16 protein-coding genes and 1 tRNA gene are annotated in these 15,123 nt (G+C 65.5%); 12 read left to right on the top strand and 5 right to left on the bottom strand.

Features of this window, described 5'->3' with window-relative positions; translation table 11 throughout:
- Positions 1 to 2 precede the first annotated feature (2 nt).
- The 8 genes from ACW9UR_RS08365 to ACW9UR_RS08400 all read left to right on the top strand — a co-directional run bounded on the left by ACW9UR_RS08365 (position 3) and on the right by ACW9UR_RS08400 (position 6,590).
- The gene (locus tag ACW9UR_RS08365) at positions 3 to 332 is read left to right on the top strand and encodes a hypothetical protein (protein WP_458916507.1); all 330 of its coding nucleotides are present in this window, start codon (positions 3 to 5) and stop codon (positions 330 to 332) included.
- A gap of 78 nt (positions 333 to 410) precedes the next feature.
- Complete coding sequence (locus tag ACW9UR_RS08370; RefSeq protein ID WP_458916508.1) at positions 411 to 1,643, top strand: LL-diaminopimelate aminotransferase; 1,233 nt, start codon at positions 411 to 413, stop codon at positions 1,641 to 1,643.
- Complete coding sequence (locus ACW9UR_RS08375; RefSeq protein WP_458916509.1) at positions 1,640 to 1,978, top strand: hypothetical protein; 339 nt, start codon at positions 1,640 to 1,642, stop codon at positions 1,976 to 1,978. The genes ACW9UR_RS08370 and ACW9UR_RS08375 overlap by 4 nt, the downstream gene beginning before the upstream one ends.
- Positions 1,979 to 2,046: 68 nt before the next feature.
- Positions 2,047 to 3,336: a homoserine dehydrogenase gene (locus ACW9UR_RS08380; RefSeq protein ID WP_458916510.1), complete on the top strand. Its 1,290-nt coding sequence runs from the start codon at positions 2,047 to 2,049 to the stop codon at positions 3,334 to 3,336.
- A gap of 98 nt (positions 3,337 to 3,434) precedes the next feature.
- Complete coding sequence (gene glpX, locus ACW9UR_RS08385; protein ID WP_458916511.1) at positions 3,435 to 4,397, top strand: class II fructose-bisphosphatase; 963 nt, start codon at positions 3,435 to 3,437, stop codon at positions 4,395 to 4,397.
- Positions 4,394 to 4,690 (top strand): hypothetical protein, encoded by a 297-nt coding sequence (locus ACW9UR_RS08390; RefSeq protein ID WP_458916512.1) that lies wholly within the window; start codon positions 4,394 to 4,396, stop codon positions 4,688 to 4,690. The genes glpX and ACW9UR_RS08390 overlap by 4 nt, the downstream gene beginning before the upstream one ends.
- On the top strand, positions 4,687 to 6,438 hold the full coding sequence (gene recJ / locus ACW9UR_RS08395; RefSeq protein ID WP_458916513.1) for a single-stranded-DNA-specific exonuclease RecJ: 1,752 nt from the start codon (positions 4,687 to 4,689) through the stop codon (positions 6,436 to 6,438). Before ACW9UR_RS08390 ends, recJ begins: the two co-directional genes overlap by 4 nt.
- A 76-nt stretch (positions 6,439 to 6,514) precedes the next feature.
- Positions 6,515 to 6,590: transfer RNA gene (locus tag ACW9UR_RS08400), tRNA-Glu, on the top strand.
- Positions 6,591 to 7,580: 990 nt separating this feature from the next.
- On the opposite strand, the gene ACW9UR_RS08405 is transcribed toward ACW9UR_RS08400, so the two are convergent.
- The 3 genes from ACW9UR_RS08405 to ACW9UR_RS08415 all read right to left on the bottom strand — a co-directional run bounded on the left by ACW9UR_RS08405 (position 7,581) and on the right by ACW9UR_RS08415 (position 10,931).
- Positions 7,581 to 8,657, bottom strand: a complete 1,077-nt coding sequence (locus ACW9UR_RS08405; protein ID WP_458916514.1) for a LysM peptidoglycan-binding domain-containing protein — start codon at positions 8,655 to 8,657, stop codon at positions 7,581 to 7,583.
- An 89-nt stretch (positions 8,658 to 8,746) separates the two neighbouring features.
- Positions 8,747 to 10,228: a PstS family phosphate ABC transporter substrate-binding protein gene (locus tag ACW9UR_RS08410; RefSeq protein ID WP_458916515.1), complete on the bottom strand. Its 1,482-nt coding sequence runs from the start codon at positions 10,226 to 10,228 to the stop codon at positions 8,747 to 8,749.
- A gap of 211 nt (positions 10,229 to 10,439) precedes the next feature.
- Positions 10,440 to 10,931 (bottom strand): MOSC domain-containing protein, encoded by a 492-nt coding sequence (locus ACW9UR_RS08415; protein ID WP_458916516.1) that lies wholly within the window; start codon positions 10,929 to 10,931, stop codon positions 10,440 to 10,442.
- Positions 10,932 to 11,005: 74 nt separating this feature from the next.
- Between ACW9UR_RS08415 and rimO the strand changes: the two genes are divergently transcribed.
- Entirely contained in the window at positions 11,006 to 12,397 is a 1,392-nt protein-coding gene (rimO, locus tag ACW9UR_RS08420) for a 30S ribosomal protein S12 methylthiotransferase RimO (protein WP_458916517.1), read from the top strand.
- 3 nt (positions 12,398 to 12,400) lie between these two features.
- Here rimO and ACW9UR_RS08425 read toward each other — a convergent pair whose 3' ends face one another.
- Positions 12,401 to 13,117: a M48 family metallopeptidase gene (locus ACW9UR_RS08425; protein ID WP_458916518.1), complete on the bottom strand. Its 717-nt coding sequence runs from the start codon at positions 13,115 to 13,117 to the stop codon at positions 12,401 to 12,403.
- A 121-nt stretch (positions 13,118 to 13,238) separates the two neighbouring features.
- Between ACW9UR_RS08425 and ACW9UR_RS08430 the strand changes: the two genes are divergently transcribed.
- Positions 13,239 to 13,478, top strand: coding sequence for a hypothetical protein (locus ACW9UR_RS08430; protein ID WP_458916519.1), 240 nt, complete (start codon positions 13,239 to 13,241; stop codon positions 13,476 to 13,478).
- On the opposite strand, the gene ACW9UR_RS08435 is transcribed toward ACW9UR_RS08430, so the two are convergent.
- A complete protein-coding gene (locus ACW9UR_RS08435; RefSeq protein WP_458916520.1) occupies positions 13,475 to 13,747 on the bottom strand; it encodes a DUF167 domain-containing protein in 273 nt (90 codons plus the stop codon). The genes ACW9UR_RS08430 and ACW9UR_RS08435 overlap by 4 nt on opposite strands.
- A gap of 80 nt (positions 13,748 to 13,827) precedes the next feature.
- Here ACW9UR_RS08435 and cobS point away from each other — a divergent pair, with 80 nt between their 5' ends.
- Positions 13,828 to 14,574 carry an adenosylcobinamide-GDP ribazoletransferase gene (gene cobS / locus ACW9UR_RS08440; RefSeq protein ID WP_458916521.1) on the top strand — a complete coding sequence of 249 codons (747 nt, stop codon included), beginning with the start codon at positions 13,828 to 13,830 and terminating at the stop codon, positions 14,572 to 14,574.
- Positions 14,565 to 15,077, top strand: a complete 513-nt coding sequence (locus ACW9UR_RS08445) for a histidine phosphatase family protein (RefSeq protein ID WP_458916522.1) — start codon at positions 14,565 to 14,567, stop codon at positions 15,075 to 15,077. The genes cobS and ACW9UR_RS08445 overlap by 10 nt, the downstream gene beginning before the upstream one ends.
- Positions 15,078 to 15,123 lie beyond the last annotated feature (46 nt).

Consider the following 15,123-nt stretch of genomic DNA (forward strand, 5'->3'; position numbering starts at 1 on the left):
CAATGGGCCTTGTCCATCCATTTCTACCGCACCGCAGGGCCGCCGTCATCTGTGCGACGGTCGCAGGGCTAGCTTTGCTGTCCGGATGCGAGTTTCTCGAAGCACCCGCAACCGGCTACAGCCCTAGCGCGAAAGCCGAGTCCGCCGCCTATCCGCTGCTGCTCACCCAAGACCGGATCGCCGGCGTGGACGCGGGGCCGGTCGAAATGGTGGACGAGGTCACCATTCGCGGGCGAGCCGACGCGCTTCAGCAAAGGGCGGAAGCCTTGTCCGCGCCGGTTCTCGACCCTGAGACCCGCGCGCGGCTTCAGGCAGCTTCGGCTACCGACTGACACCCAAATGCCACTGGCGTAGCGGCGCCGCGGGCCTTACAACCCGCACACTTTCCACCTTTCAGCGAGAACGGTCCGATGCCTGAAGAGTTCTACCGCATCAAACGTCTGCCCCCATACGTGTTCGCCGAAGTGAACCGGCTGAAGGCAGAGTACCGAGCGGCAGGCATGGACATCATCGATTTCGGCATGGGCAATCCGGACATGGATACCCCCAGCCACATCGTCGACAAGCTGTGCGAGACCGTGCGTCGTCCGCGCACCCATCGCTATTCCGCCTCGAAGGGTATTCCGGGCCTGCGCCGCGCCCAGGCCGGTTACTACGAGCGCCGCTTCGGCGTGAGACTGAACCCCGAGACCGAGGTAATCGCGACCCTCGGCTCGAAAGAAGGCCTGGCCAACCTTGCCATGGCGATCACCGCGCCCGGCGACGTGATGCTGGTTCCGAACCCCAGCTACCCGATCCATCCCTACGGCTTCATGATCGCGGGCGGTACGCTGCGCCATATCCAGACGCTGGAGTCCGACGGCACCTTCAACCCCGAGGCTTACATGCGCGCGTTGGAACGCGGCGTGATGCACTCGGTCCCGAAGCCGGTCGCAGTCGTGGTGAACTTCCCGTCGAACCCGACCGCGCAGCTGGCGGACCTCGATTTCTATACCGAGTTGGTAAAGTTCGCCCGCAAGCACGAACTCTGGGTGCTCTCTGACCTCGCCTATGCCGAGATCTATTTCGACGACAACCCGCCGCCTTCGATTCTTCAGGTCGAAGGCGCGAAGGATGTCGCGGTCGAGTTCACCTCGTTGTCGAAAACTTATGCCATGCCTGGCTGGCGCATGGGCTTCGCCGTAGGCAACACCCGGCTGATCGGCGCGCTGACCCGGATCAAGAGCTATCTCGATTACGGTGCCTTCACGCCAGTACAGGTGGCCGCGGCCGCCGCGCTGAACGGACCGCAGGACTGCGTCGAGGAAATCCGCGGCATCTACCGCTCGCGCCGCGACGTACTGGTCGAATCGATGGCCCGCGCCGGCTGGGACATCCCCGCCCCGCCCGCCACCATGTTCGCCTGGGCTCCGATTCCGCCGCAGTTCGCCGATATGGGTTCCATGGCCTTCTCGAAAATGCTGCTGAAGGAGGCTGAGGTCGCGGTCTCGCCGGGTATCGGCTTCGGCGAGTTCGGCGAAGGCTACGTCCGCATCGGTCTGGTCGAGAACGAGCAACGCATCCGGCAGGCCGCGCGCAGCGTGAAGCAGGTCATCGCGCAGGCCGACGAGATGCGCGCCAAACACCTCGAGGCTGCGGAATGACCGCAGCAGAAGAGGCTTGGGACTGGGATCACCAACAGGCGGTCACCCGCCTGACGGTGCAGAAACTGCTGGAAGAAGAGGGACTTCAGGAGGGCACGGCGATCGCGCTCGACCTGGAGTTCCGCCCCACCGACGATTCCGACCGTGACGCGGCGGCGCGCAAACTGGGCATGTTCGGCTATTCTGTCGAGGACGGCGACAACGGTGGCCTTCGGGTTATCGTCGAGGGTGCGGAGCTGAGCGGCGATGCGATATGGATGCACGAGGAACGCACCAGCCGCATTGCCCTGATCCACGGCTACGAGCCCGACGGCTGGGGTTTCGCAGAACCCTGAAGCACCCGTGCGCTTGCGGGCAGAGCTCTGCTCGACTAAGGGAACGCGCGGGTAGACAGGGGATTTCTATGACTGCACCGCTGCGTATCGCGATCGCCGGCCTCGGAACCGTCGGCAGCGGGTTGATCCGCATAATCCAGACCCATCCCGAGCTGCTGGCCGCCCGCGCCGGCCGCCCGATCGAGATTGTCGCCGTTACCGCGCGTTCGCGCGGCAAGGACCGTGGCGTGGATCTCTCGGGTTACGGCTGGGAGGACGATCCGGTGACGCTAGCGCGCCGCGACGACATCGACCTGCTGGTCGAGGTCATGGGCGGCGCCGATGGCCCGGCCAAGGCCGCGACCGAGGCTGCGCTGGAAGCCGGAAAGCATGTCGTGACCGCGAACAAGGCGATGCTGGCCGAGCATGGTCACGCGCTGGCGCTCCAAGCCGAGGAAACAGGCGTCGCCCTGCGCTTCGAGGCCGCCGTCGCCGGTGGCATCCCCTGCGTGAAGGCCCTGACCGAGGGCATGGCGGGCAACGCCATGAGCCGCGTGCTGGGCGTCATGAACGGCACCTGCAACTATATCCTCACCGAGATGGAGCGCACCGGGGGCGATTACGACAACATCCTCGCCGACGCCCAGCGTCTGGGCTATGCCGAGGCCGATCCCACCTTCGACGTCGGTGGCCACGACGCCGCGCAGAAGCTGGCGCTGCTGGCCGCCACCGCCTTCGGCACCCGGATCGACTACGACGGCATCCTCGTCGAAGGGATCGAGCGCGTTACGTTGACCGACATCCGCTATGCGCGCGATATGGGCTACAGAATCAAGTTGTTGGGCGTTGCCGCCCGCACGCCCGACGGGGTCGAGCAGCGCATGCAGCCCTGCCTTGTGCCCGTGAGTTCGCCCATCGGGCAGCTCGAGGGCGTGTCGAACATGGTCGTCCTCGAGGGCGATGCCATCGGCCAGACGGTGTACCAGGGACCGGGCGCAGGTGCGGGACCGACCGCCTCGGCAGTGATGGCCGACATCATCGACATCGCGCGCGGCCTGGTGATCCCCGCCTTTGGGCAGCCGGCCTCCAGCCTCGCCGAGTCCAAGCGTAGCGGAGCATCGGCCGACGCGCCTTACTACCTTCGGCTCGACCTGGCCGACCGTCCCGGCACGCTGGCCCGGGTTGCGGACGCGCTGGGCAAGGCCGGGATCTCGATCAACCGGATGCGCCAGACCCAACATGAGTCAGATGCCGCCGCCCCGGTGCTAATCGTCACCCACGCCTGTTCGCGCGAGGCACTGGACGGCGCGCTGCGGCAGATTGCGGCGCTGGACGTCTCGTCCGCCGCGCCGGTGGCCTATCGCATCGAGCCGGTGTGAGCCGCGGTACCTCGCGGTCGCAAGGCAGCCTTTCCCGCGCGGCCCCGCGCGTGTAGACCCATCAGCGGGACTTTCCCGCAGCAGGAGGAAAAGACGACATGGCCGATCAACTCTTTGCCGACCGGATGCTTTCGCTGGGCCTCGCCCGCGTGTCCGAACAGGCGGCAATCGCTTCCGCCAGGCTGATCGGCTCCGGCGACGAGAAGGCCGCCGACCAGGCCGCCGTCGACGCCATGCGCAAGCAACTCAACATACTGGACATCTCCGGCGTCGTCGTCATCGGCGAGGGTGAGCGCGACGAGGCGCCGATGCTCTACATCGGCGAGGAAGTCGGCACCGGCGAAGGACCAGGCGTGGACATCGCGCTGGACCCGCTCGAAGGCACCACGCTGACCGCGAAGGACATGCCGAACGCGCTGGCCGTGATCGCCATGGGTCCGCGCGGCTCGATGCTGCATGCGCCCGACGTCTACATGGACAAGCTGGCGATCGGTCCGGGCTATCCCGAGGGGCTGGTGACGCTGGACATGACGCCTTCGGAGCGGGTCGAGACGCTCGCCAAACACCGCGGCTGCAAGGCAACCGACATTATGGTCTGCGTGCTGGAACGCCCGCGTCACAGCGACCTGATTGCCGAACTGCGCCAAACCGGCGCCCGCATTCGCCTGATCACCGACGGCGACGTGGCGGGCGTGATCCACACCGCCGAGGCCCGCAAGACCGGAATCGACATGTACATGGGCGCTGGCGGCGCCCCCGAAGGCGTCCTGGCGGCAGCGGCAATGAAATGCATGGGCGGCCAGATCCAGGGGCGGCTGCTGTTCCGCAATGATGACGAGCGTGGCCGGGCCTCGAAGGCCGGGATTACCGATTTCGACCGGATCTACACCCGCGACGACATGGTGACCCAGGACGTGATCTTTGCCGCGACCGGCGTGACCGACGGCAGTCTGGTGTCCGGCGCGCGCCGGGACGGCGACTACCTCGAGACCGAAACCATCCTGATGCGGTCCAAGACCGGGTCGGTCCGCCGCCTGTTCTACCGCCAGAAGAACCAGTGACACGCAAGGTCGGATACGGCACCAGTACCGACCCCAAGGCTGCGAAGCCGGCGCCCGAGCCGGCGCCGCGCGACCCTCGTTTTCCACGACGCGCCGTGCTCTGGGCGTTGGTATTCACGTTGGCAGGTGCGCTCAGCCTCTACCTTGCCTATGGGCAACTTTTCGGCGGCCGGATCGAGACCTTCGCGCTCTACGCCATCGCAGGCGTGGGGCTGCTGGTCACCGGCATCTCGCGACTTCTGAAACTGGCACTGGGCCTCTCCGCTGACGGAGGCCCGAGGAGAGAACCGTGACCGAGTGCTTCCTCGGCGTGACGCAATCCCTTACAGGGCGGCGCTGGACCGGACCGGCGCCGACAGAGCTGCGGTTAGCGCAGGCGCTGGCGCAGCAGACCGGCCTGCCCGAGCAGATCTGCCTGATCCTGGCCCGCGCAGGCATCGACGCTACCGAGGCTGATGCATACCTGGCGCCCACGCTGCGGGAGCTTATGCCCGACCCCTCGACGCTCAAGGACATGGATACCGCTACAGCCATTGCCGCCGAGCATCTGCGCACAGGCAGCCGGGTCGCGATATTCGCGGACTATGACGTGGACGGCGCCGCCTCGGCCGCGCTGCTGCACGACTACCTCGGCCAGTTAGGCATTCGCCCGAAGATCTACGTTCCCGACCGCATCGACGAGGGCTACGGACCGAACACCCCCGCGATGGAGCAACTGGCAGCAGATCACGATCTGATATTCTGCGTCGACTGCGGCACTCTCTCGCACGAGCCCATCGCCGCCGCCCGCGCTGCAGGCGCTCAGGTAATCGTCCTGGATCACCATCTGGGCGGGGAGACGCTGCCCGACGCCGGAGCCGTGGTAAACCCCAACCGGCAGGACGAGGACAGTGCAGTCAGCTACCTCTGCGCCGCGGGCGTGGTGTTCATGTTCCTGGTATCGCTCAATCGTGCCCGCCGCGCAGCGGGCGAGCCGACGCCGGACATGATATCCCTGCTCGACCTCGTGGCGCTGGCGACGGTAGCCGATGTGGCACCGCTGCTGGGCTTGAACCGGGCGCTGGTGCGCCAAGGGCTGGTGGTCATGTCCGGCCGCAAGCGCGCGGGGCTCGCGGCACTTGCCGACGTGGCCGGGCTGACCGCGCCCCCTGCGCCCTATCACCTCGGCTATGTCCTCGGGCCCCGGATCAACGCCGGCGGGCGCGTCGGGCAGGCGGACCTGGGCGCGCGACTGTTGACCGAGGCCGACCCGCTGAAGGCGGCGGAGCTTGCCAAGCAACTCGACGCATTCAACGTCGAGCGCCGCGCCATCGAAGCCGCCGTTCAGGAAGAGGCCATCGCCCAGGCGGAGGCGCGCGGCACCGATACTCCCCTTGTCTGGGCCGCCGGCGAGGGCTGGCACCCAGGTGTCGTCGGCATCGTCGCCTCGCGTCTGAAAGAGGCGTTCAACCGCCCCGCCGTGGTCATCGGGCTTGAATCCGGGATCGGCAAGGGCTCGGGCCGTTCGGTCCCGGGCGTCGACCTTGGCGCCGCAATTGCCACCTGCACCGCAGAAGGCCACCTGCTGCGCGGCGGCGGGCACAAGATGGCGGCGGGCCTGACAGTGGCCGCAGAGGCGCTGGACGCCGCGATGGACCGCCTCACAGCGCTTCTGGAGCGGCAGGGCGCCGGGGCGGCGGGACCGGGCGACCTTGCGATCGGCGGTATGCTCAGCGCTTCGGCCTGCACCGCTGAGTTCGTCGAGATGCTGGAGCGGGCGGGCCCGTTCGGCGCTGGCGCACCGCAGCCACGGTTCGCGCTTGCGGACGTGCGTGTGCGAAATGCACGGCGGGTCGGGCAAAACCACCTCAGCCTGCGGTTGGGCGATGGTCCCTCGCAAATCCAGGGGATGGCGTTCGGCGCTTTTGACGGTCCAATGGGGACCGCCCTCAGCGCTGGCGACGGGCAAAACTGGCATGTTGCTGGGCGCTTGGAGATCGACGACTGGGGCGGTCGGCGCAAGGCACGACTGCGGATCGAGGATGCCGCTCCGGCAAACTAAAAAAATCTGCGGGAATCGCAAAAAGGCGCTTGAACCCCCCGCTGGAAGCCAGTAGCTAAGCCTCCACGAAAGCGGAGCGCCCATCGTCTAGTGGTCTAGGACGCCGCCCTTTCACGGCGGAAACACGGGTTCGAGTCCCGTTGGGCGTGCCACTTTCGTAAGCTCTTTCCTGACAGGAATGATGGAACAGCGCGGCTTGAGCCGCGGCCTGTCCATTTAAAGCGGCGTGATATTGAGCGCGCGGGTCTATCTGGGGAAAGCTGTGGCGCCGACATGGCGTCTACTTGGCCGAAGTCTTAAAAAACGGTTAAAACCGACGCGCAGTACCCTGTGGATAACTCGGGGGACAACTTACGTTGTGCGCGTCACTCCAGTTCCGCTCACCTGCCGGGCGAGCAGAATGCTCACCCTTCGTGATCCTACCGGATCGCCAGTGCGATCCCGGTCACGTCCTGCGGCGCGCGATGCTCAACCGTAAAGCGTCCGGATCCCCTCCGAGATCATGGCCGTTTCCGGGGCGCGATGGCGTAGATCGACAGTACGGGGTTGACGCACGTCAGTAGCCGAGCGCTTGGAACCCGAGGCGACTGCAGCGCGTCCGTCCCGCGACTTGTCCGTTTTTTGCTCACCAGGCATCTCTGCTCTCCTTATGTGCCTGCGACAATTAGCTCATATGATTGTGGCGAAACCGGAGTCCGAAAACGTCCGAGAGTGACAATGTTGTAATCCGGTTCATACATCGTGTCAGTTTCGACACGAAACTCACCACCAGGGGATGAGCCCGCGCGCAATTGACCACCTTCCGAGGATAAACCGAAACCAACCCAAATTGCTTTCGGAGCGACATCCGAATCACCAAGCGAGTGCGGCAACGCGCGCAGCGGTGGCTCGTCGGCGGTTTCCCGCCATGTCGGCCGCGAGCGGTCGCTGGCTCCGCGCCGTGTGCGTGAGGGCGCCAATCTCGGCGACCATTCGCTCTTCCCTATGAATCGCTCGTCGCATTTCATCATCAGGGCAATACAACGCGGGAGGAGCGCAAAGGTTGCACACATTCCAGAAAAGGAATTCATACCTTGCAAAAAAGGACAGGCCGGCAACTTGGGTGCCGGCCTGTTCATTCAAACCCGCCTACGGAAATGCCCTCAGCTGCGCATCTCGAACTCGGAAAGGTGACGGCGGACGATCTCGAACCACTCGCCGCTGTCCTTCAACTCGTTGATCCCCTCGTTCAGAACCTCGAGATAGGCCTCGGCCTTCGGGTTGTTCTTCGAGATCACGACGTGCAGCGTCGCGACCGTATCCAGCGCGTCCTGCTTTACGATCCGATCGGTTGCTTCGAGGTCCGAGATCACGCCACGCGAGACGTCTTCGGCCAGCGCCACGACATCCACGGTACCGTCCAGCAGCCCCTGGAAGCAGTCCTCCGGCGTTGTGAGAGTGAGGAACGTGATGTTCGGTTCCACGAGGTCATGCTCTTCCAACATGAAGTTGGAATAACCCGCGGGGCGGCAGAGGCGGCTGCCGAACAGATCGGCATATGACAGCGGAGTCTCGAACTCGGTCGTTGTGTAGAAGCCAATGATCTGCTCGTAGATCGGCTCGGACCAGAGGAGGTTGTTGCAGCGGAACTGCGAGCCCTCGGCCAACTTTTCGATCACGGCACAGTTCGGACGGAACCAGGGGAAGCCGAAATCATAGGCATTGTCGGTCAACAGCGGCTGAAGGTGCGCGCCCCAGTCGTTGATGAAGTCAATCTGATACTCGTCGCCTTCCTGAACCTTGGCCATCGCGGTGTTGACCACCTCGGTCATCATCCCGCCCTGCTCCTGGTTCTCGTCCGAGAACGGCGCCCAGTCGCTGGCAGTCACGAAGCGGATACCACCCTTCAGTGGCGGTGGCAGCTGTTCGGTGGTCTCTTCGCGCCGGATGTTCTCGGCGCTGGCAGTCGGCTCCGCCCCCTCTTCGCCGCGGCAGGGGATGCTCAGACGTTGGCCGATCTCGATCAGGCCCGGATTGGCACCGATCAGGTCTCGGTTCACGCTGTAGATAAGCCGCCAAGCCTGGTTGTCGCCATAGGCGCGGGCGGCGATGCCGTTCAGCGTATCACCGGAGCGGACGCTGTAGGTTTCTCCGCAAGTGATCTGCTGCGCTGAGGCGGCGCTGGCAACAAGACAGGAAAGTCCGCCGGCAATGGCGATCGCGAGGGGTTTCATCGTCATATTCGTCCCTTCAAGTCGGCGTCGCCGTGTGCTCCGTTATGAAGCTCACGACGACAGTCGAGATCAACAATCGAACGACCCGATAAGAATCAGCCCTTGGCCAGCGACCTGGCCCAGACCTGCACAGTATGCCCATCCTCGGCACCGCAGGGTACCGCCGAGGGATCCGCGGTTCCCAGCACCCGGAAACCGACCGTCAGTTGCTCCTCGGTGTCCGGAAATGTTTCGAACAGCAAATCCACCATGCGGCGTGCCGAGTCTGCGCCCTCTGGTCCGATTCCGAGGAACACCAGTTCCTCGCCCTTGGCGCGACCGTCGCGGATGTACGCAGCGAGGTGTGCCAACTCCAGCCGGTCCTGCGGGCCGAGCGATGCATCCGCATCGCCAGACAGGCGGAACGTCGAACTCAGGCGACGCACCTCCTCCATCTGGCCCAGCAGGCCCGGAAGCTTCTGACCTCCGTCATCGATGGCCGGACGCAGATCTATGAAACCCGCCAGCGAGAGGATTTCCTGCCCGGCCGGGCTCTGCGCGAAATCCACCATTCCGCGCGCGTGCACCGAGACGTCCCCGGCAGCCTCGTACACATAGACCGGCGCGATCAAGGGATAGGTGCCGGTCTTCACCGCGAACGCGCTTGGGGCGATCGCCACACCGCAAGCATTGCGCACCGGCAGCGCCTGCGCCGGGTCGACGGCGGCGAGGTCCGAAAAGCCAATGCTGTTCGGGAAGGTGGCGACAGCCGCGATCAGGCCCTCATCCGAATCGACACTGATCAGATCGGGGCGCAGCGTGGCCCCGGCTGGCTCCGTCAGAACCGCGGTCAGCATCTCGCGAATGTCACTGTCGGCCTCACGCGTGAATACACTGATCGGCAGATCCGGTCCGCCAAGGGTCGACCAGTTGCCGATCTCTCCGCTGAGAATCCCCAGCAGGTCCTCGGTCGAAAGGGAATCGACCCCAGCCTGCGCCCCGATCGTGACTGCAATCCCATCAAGCGCCAGCACACGCTCGAGCCCGAGACGGCCCACCGCCGCGCTGTCGCGACCGGTCAGCGCAGCGGCCTCGTCCTCGGTGGCGCGGCGATTGCTGAAGACAAGCGTCGCAGTCCCTGCGGCCAGTTCCCCGAAAGCGGCAGCGGCGTCCCGCTCGACCAGTTCCACATCCACCACCGATTCGCCCTCGAAGGAGAGCAGTTGATAGAGGACATTTCCATCGGCTGTCGTGCCCCGGCTTATGTCGGTATCGACACCCAGGCTGTAGGCATCCAGCAGTTCGGGCACCAGGCCGCGTTGTGCGACCACGCCTCCGGCGATCCGGAAGGACGAAGCGACTTCGTTCACCTGCGGGCAGGCATCGCCCACGCAGGTCACCTCATCTGCGGGAAAGGTCAGCGTACCGAGGCTGCTGCGCAGCGTGTAGCTCTGCCCGTCGAAGGCCAACAGCTCCCCCCGGAAATCGAAAAGCCCGTTGGTCGTGACCAGTTGGACCTCGTCGGCGTGAAGCGCCTGCGGCAGCGTCAATCCCAACGCGGCAACTGCGAGTGAAAGTCCCGGTTTTGCTTTTCGCATGTACCCCCCGATACGGACCCGTTCGACCATGTTCCCCACCCATCGGCGTCTTGGCCGTTCGACGCCGCTTCAACATATATCGCTTCTGGAATTCTACGGACCATTTATTGGCGAAACTTTGACGGCATCTCGGTGAGCTTGCGATCCACCGGAGGAAACAGGTCGCCAAAACCCTTTGCACGCTGGATTTTTCACGAACCCGGTGCTGCCGTCAGCATTCCGGACCCATGTCGGAAAGCGGAACGACCCGGTCGCCGATCGCGATTCGGCCTGGGCGAAGCACCTCTGCGACCATGCCACCATGCCCGCGCATTGCGGCGTACCCACCGTGACCAAGCGCCTCCTCCATGCGCGAACACGGCGCACATGGGCCGGTGATCCTGAGAATCGTGCCGCCGATGGCGATATCGCGATTCCGAACCGCCAGAAGGTTGATGCCTCCGACGGCGAGATTTCGTCTCAGATCCGCGTATGACACCCGGTCCCGCGCCGCCAGCGCACGGATCACCGGAAGGTGCTCGGCCTGGATCAAGCTGACCGCACGACGCCCCGGCTTGGCACGATGGTCACCCGCGAGCCCGGCCTCCGTAAGCTCCACCGTTTGAACGGGTACGACCGGCGCGCGGCGTGCGGACCGCAGGCCGATCCAGACCAGAAGGCCCGGCTGCGCGGCACGCGATGTCAGCTCTTCGAGAGTCAGCATATATCCCGGCTATCCGCCGCCAACGCGCAAGGCAACGCTTTTCAAGTTGGGCCAAAGCGGATAATGCGCGCGGGATGAGCACCAATCCGCCAAATCTGCGCCCCGACCTTGCCTCGGCTCGGCTGTCCGAACCCAGCCCCCGCGACGGCCAGCCGCGCATCGGCATGGTCAGCTTGGGCTGCCCGAAGGCACTGGTCGACAGCGAACGCATCCTGACCCGGCTGCGCGCCGAGGGCTACGCGATCTCGCCCGACTACGCCGGGGCCGAGGCGGTGATCGTGAATACCTGCGGGTTCCTCGACAGCGCCAAGGCCGAGTCGCTCGAAGCCATAGGCGAAGCACTTCAGGAAAACGGCCGCGTCATCGTCACAGGCTGTCTTGGCGCCGAGCCCGACTATATCACCGGGGCGCACCCCTCCGTACTGGCGGTCACCGGCCCACACCAGTACGAGCAGGTATTGGACGCCGTCCACTCTGCCGTCCCGCCCGCGCCGGATCCGTTCATCGACCTGCTGCCCGCGCGCGGCGTCTCGCTGACGCCGAGGCACTACAGCTATCTCAAGATCTCGGAAGGCTGTAACCACAAGTGCAAGTTCTGCATCATCCCCGACATGCGCGGCCGCCTCGTCTCGCGTCCCGCGCATGCGGTCCTGCGTGAGGCCGAGAAGCTGGTCGAGGCCGGGGTGAAGGAACTGTTGGTCATCAGCCAGGACACCTCGGCCTATGGCGTTGACCGCAAGCATGATACGCACCCCTGGAAAGGCGGCGAGGTTCGCAGCCACATCACCGACCTGACGCGCGAGTTGGGCAAGCTTGGTGCCTGGGTGCGCCTGCACTACGTTTACCCCTACCCGCACGTCCGCGAGTTGATTCCGCTGATGGCAGACCCTGCGAACGGCGTGCTGCCCTACCTAGACATCCCGTTCCAGCACGCGCATCCCGACGTGCTGCAGCGCATGGCCCGCCCTGCCAAGAGCGCCGACACGCTGGCCGAGATCGCCCGTTGGCGCGCCGACTGCCCGGACATCACCCTGCGCTCGACCTTCATCGTCGGCTATCCCGGCGAGACAGAGGAAGAGTTCCAACACCTTCTCGACTGGATGCAGGAAGCGCGGCTCGATCGCGTCGGCTGCTTCCAGTACGAAAACGTCGACGGTGCAAGGTCGAACGACTTGCCGGATCACCTTCCGGCCGAGGTAAAGCAGGACCGCTGGAACCGGTTCATGGAGATCGCGCAGGCGATCTCGGCCGAGAAACTCGAGGCTAAGGTCGGCCAGCGCATGACCGTGATCGTGGACGAAGTCGACGACGAAGCCGCAACCTGCCGCACCACCGCCGACGCGCCTGAAATCGACGGTAACCTTTTCATCGACGAAGGGTTCGAGGGCCTCGCTCCCGGTGACATGGTCGAGGTCGAGGTCGACGAGGCCGGAGATTACGACCTCTGGGGCAAGCGGCTGGGCTGAGCCCTAGCCGCCCACCGCCCGCTTCACCGTGGCGATGCGGTCGGCATTGGGCGGGTGTGAGCCGAGGAAGCGGTTACCGGGGTCCGGAATGCGGGTGAAATACTGGGCGCCCCGGATCGGATCATAACCGGCACGCTTCGCGATCTGCGCGCCGAGCGAGTCTGCCTCGAGCTCGTAACCCTTCGAGAACTGGCGCGCGCCCACGTATCCACCCAGTTGCTGAGCAGTGTCGACCACCGCGCCGTCCGCCCCCAGCGCCGCTGCCAAAATCGCCCCGACGGCGGCACCTGCCGTTGCTGTGGCCTGGGTCTGCGGGATGTGGTTACGGATGTGGTGCGCCGCCTCGTGCCCCATGATGAAAGCCAGCTCGTCGCTGTTCCGCGCATCCACGATCAGCGGCATGGTGAAAAGGATCACCGGCCGCCCGTTCTTCACCGTCTGGTAGGCGTTCGGAGCCGCCTTCATGTTGGTGTCCACGACGATCGCGAAATCGCAGGTCACGCGCGGGTTAACCTGCCGGCAGGTCGATTCGGCGACCGGCTCGACGCGAGCGGCCACGGCTTCGAAGGACCTGGCCGCGCGCTGCACGTCCGAGTTCGTTACCGCACGCTTGGCCGGTTGCTGGCTGGGCTGCGGAGACGGCGCCCCCCCGGTTTGCACCGTGATCGGCGTACAACCGGCAGCCGCTAGCGCTGTGACTAGAAGAATCGCCCGGAACATCCCTTGCTCGCCTCGTTTCTTGTCCACGTTCCAACGTTGCAGATATGCCAACCGCGGTCCAAGGCAAAGCCTGCCCGCGTATCGCGCTTGCAAAGCATCGCCCAACGCATAGGCTCGGCACATGTTTACCATCGAGCACGAATTCGACGCTTCTGTGATCACCCTGGTCGACGACAAGGCGACCGCGGTGACCGAAGATATCACCATCACCTGTTTCGACGACTCGGTGACCATCGAGCAGCATGATCCGCGCAGTGGCGAGGTGGCCAAGGTGACCTTCACCATGAGCCAGATCCAGGACTTGAGGGCCGCGCTGAACCTGCCCGAAGGGGCCTATATCCGCCGGCCCTCTGAAGATTAGCGCCGCAAGGCGAAGACCTTGTCGCGGGCGGTAGCACCTCGGACCAGTTCCAGTTCGGATTTTGCACAGCCCATCGCCCTGGCGACCAGCTTTTGCACTGCCGTGTTCGCCTTGCCTCCCTCGGCTACAGCGGTGACGCGCGCCGCAAGACGGTCGCCGTCTATAGCAAGCGTGTCGCACGAGGCGCCCGGCGTTACCCGCACATGCAGCAATCCGTTCGGATCCACCAGCGCGGCGATCTCGCCCGCCATTGCGCCTCGCGTTGACATTCCGGCGACCTCCGGCCTTCTTGTTGGCTTCGGCGCGAGCATAGCCCTCGCGCCGGGCCAGTCGAGCGAAACGAGGTCAGATGTCCGCCGAACTCCAGCACGCGCTGAACGCCCTGCGGTTCCTCACGCGCGTGCCGGTCCCGGTGATTGGCACGTCGGTCACCTGGAACCTGGGGCGCACCGCACGCTGGTTTCCGCTGGCTGGGCTGGTCGTCGGGTCTGCGTCTGCCGCCGTCTGGTGGCTTGCCATGGCGCTTGGCGTGCCACCCCTCGCGGCGGCGGGACTGGCAATCGCCACGCAGGCGCTGATTACCGGAGGACTGCACGAGGACGGCCTTGCGGACCTTGCCGATGGCTTGGGCAGCGGTGCCCCGCGCGAACGCGCGCTTGAAATCATGCGCGACAGCCGGATCGGCGCACACGGCGCGCTGGCGCTCGGGCTCTCGCTGCTCCTGCGGGTCGCCGCGCTATCGGCTCTGGACCCTCTGGCTGGCGCAACCGCGCTGATCCTCGCCAACGTCCTCTCACGCGCGTTTGTTGCGCTAAGCCTCGCCACCCTTCCCTATGCCCGGTCAGACGGGCTGGCCGCAGGCGGACAGACCGGGGGGCGGGGCATGATGCTTTCGCTAATCCTGACGTTGGCGCTGGTCCTTGTACTGGGCCGCCTTGGCGGGGTGCTGGCCCTGGTGGTGGCACTGCTGGCCTGGGGCTGGATCTGCTGGCGTCTGATGCGACGCCTTGGCGGGCATACCGGCGACGGGCTGGGCGCGACCGAGCAGATCGTGCAGATCGCCGCTCTTGTCACGTTGTCGGCGGCATGGTCCTGACCCTGCTGCGCCATCCTAGCGTCTCGGCACGAGGCATCTGCTATGGCCAGAGCGACGTACGGCTGGCCCCGGGCCACGGAGCCGAGATCGCGGAGGCCTTGAAATTGACCCCACAGGCTGGTGCCGTGATCTCCAGCCCGGCGACCCGCTGCCGCAGCCTTGCCGAAGCGCTGGCGCAGTCGCGCGCCCTGCCCGCCCCGACCTATGATCCGAGGCTGCTAGAACTGAACTTCGGCACCTGGGAGGGGCGCCCCTGGACCCAGATCCCGCGCGCCGAGAGCGACCCGTGGGCCGAGGATCCGATCCACCACGCGCCGCCGGGCGGCGAGCGCTTCCTTGACCTTCTGGAGCGCGTCCGCGCGGCGCTGGATGGGCTCGAGGACGCGCTGATCGTCACCCATGCCGGGCCGATCCGTGCCGCCTGGATCGCCTCGGGACACATGGACTTCGATACCGCTTTCGCGACAAAGGTTCCGCATGCCACGCCGATCCACCTGCGCTGAGGTTGCTTGCACGCCCGTTCCTGTTGTGCTGCTGTCGCGAAGGCAC

Source organism: Halovulum sp. GXIMD14794 (assembly GCF_054457455.1).

What these genes read in the sequence shown, in the direction of transcription:
- ACW9UR_RS08445 (WP_458916522.1), top strand. Translation starts at nt 14,565, where the DNA reads ATGGTCCTGACCCTGCTGCGCCATCCTAGCGTCTCGGCACGAGGCATC.
- ACW9UR_RS08365 (WP_458916507.1), top strand. Translation starts at nt 3, where the DNA reads ATGGGCCTTGTCCATCCATTTCTACCGCACCGCAGGGCCGCCGTCATC.
- ACW9UR_RS08375 (WP_458916509.1), top strand. Translation starts at nt 1,640, where the DNA reads ATGACCGCAGCAGAAGAGGCTTGGGACTGGGATCACCAACAGGCGGTC.
- ACW9UR_RS08425 (WP_458916518.1), bottom strand. Translation starts at nt 13,117, where the DNA reads ATGTTCCGGGCGATTCTTCTAGTCACAGCGCTAGCGGCTGCCGGTTGT.
- ACW9UR_RS08410 (WP_458916515.1), bottom strand. Translation starts at nt 10,228, where the DNA reads ATGCGAAAAGCAAAACCGGGACTTTCACTCGCAGTTGCCGCGTTGGGA.
- rimO (WP_458916517.1), top strand. Translation starts at nt 11,006, where the DNA reads ATGAGCACCAATCCGCCAAATCTGCGCCCCGACCTTGCCTCGGCTCGG.
- glpX (WP_458916511.1), top strand. Translation starts at nt 3,435, where the DNA reads ATGGCCGATCAACTCTTTGCCGACCGGATGCTTTCGCTGGGCCTCGCC.
- ACW9UR_RS08435 (WP_458916520.1), bottom strand. Translation starts at nt 13,747, where the DNA reads ATGTCAACGCGAGGCGCAATGGCGGGCGAGATCGCCGCGCTGGTGGAT.
- ACW9UR_RS08405 (WP_458916514.1), bottom strand. Translation starts at nt 8,657, where the DNA reads ATGACGATGAAACCCCTCGCGATCGCCATTGCCGGCGGACTTTCCTGT.
- ACW9UR_RS08380 (WP_458916510.1), top strand. Translation starts at nt 2,047, where the DNA reads ATGACTGCACCGCTGCGTATCGCGATCGCCGGCCTCGGAACCGTCGGC.
- cobS (WP_458916521.1), top strand. Translation starts at nt 13,828, where the DNA reads ATGTCCGCCGAACTCCAGCACGCGCTGAACGCCCTGCGGTTCCTCACG.
- ACW9UR_RS08430 (WP_458916519.1), top strand. Translation starts at nt 13,239, where the DNA reads ATGTTTACCATCGAGCACGAATTCGACGCTTCTGTGATCACCCTGGTC.
- ACW9UR_RS08415 (WP_458916516.1), bottom strand. Translation starts at nt 10,931, where the DNA reads ATGCTGACTCTCGAAGAGCTGACATCGCGTGCCGCGCAGCCGGGCCTT.
- ACW9UR_RS08370 (WP_458916508.1), top strand. Translation starts at nt 411, where the DNA reads ATGCCTGAAGAGTTCTACCGCATCAAACGTCTGCCCCCATACGTGTTC.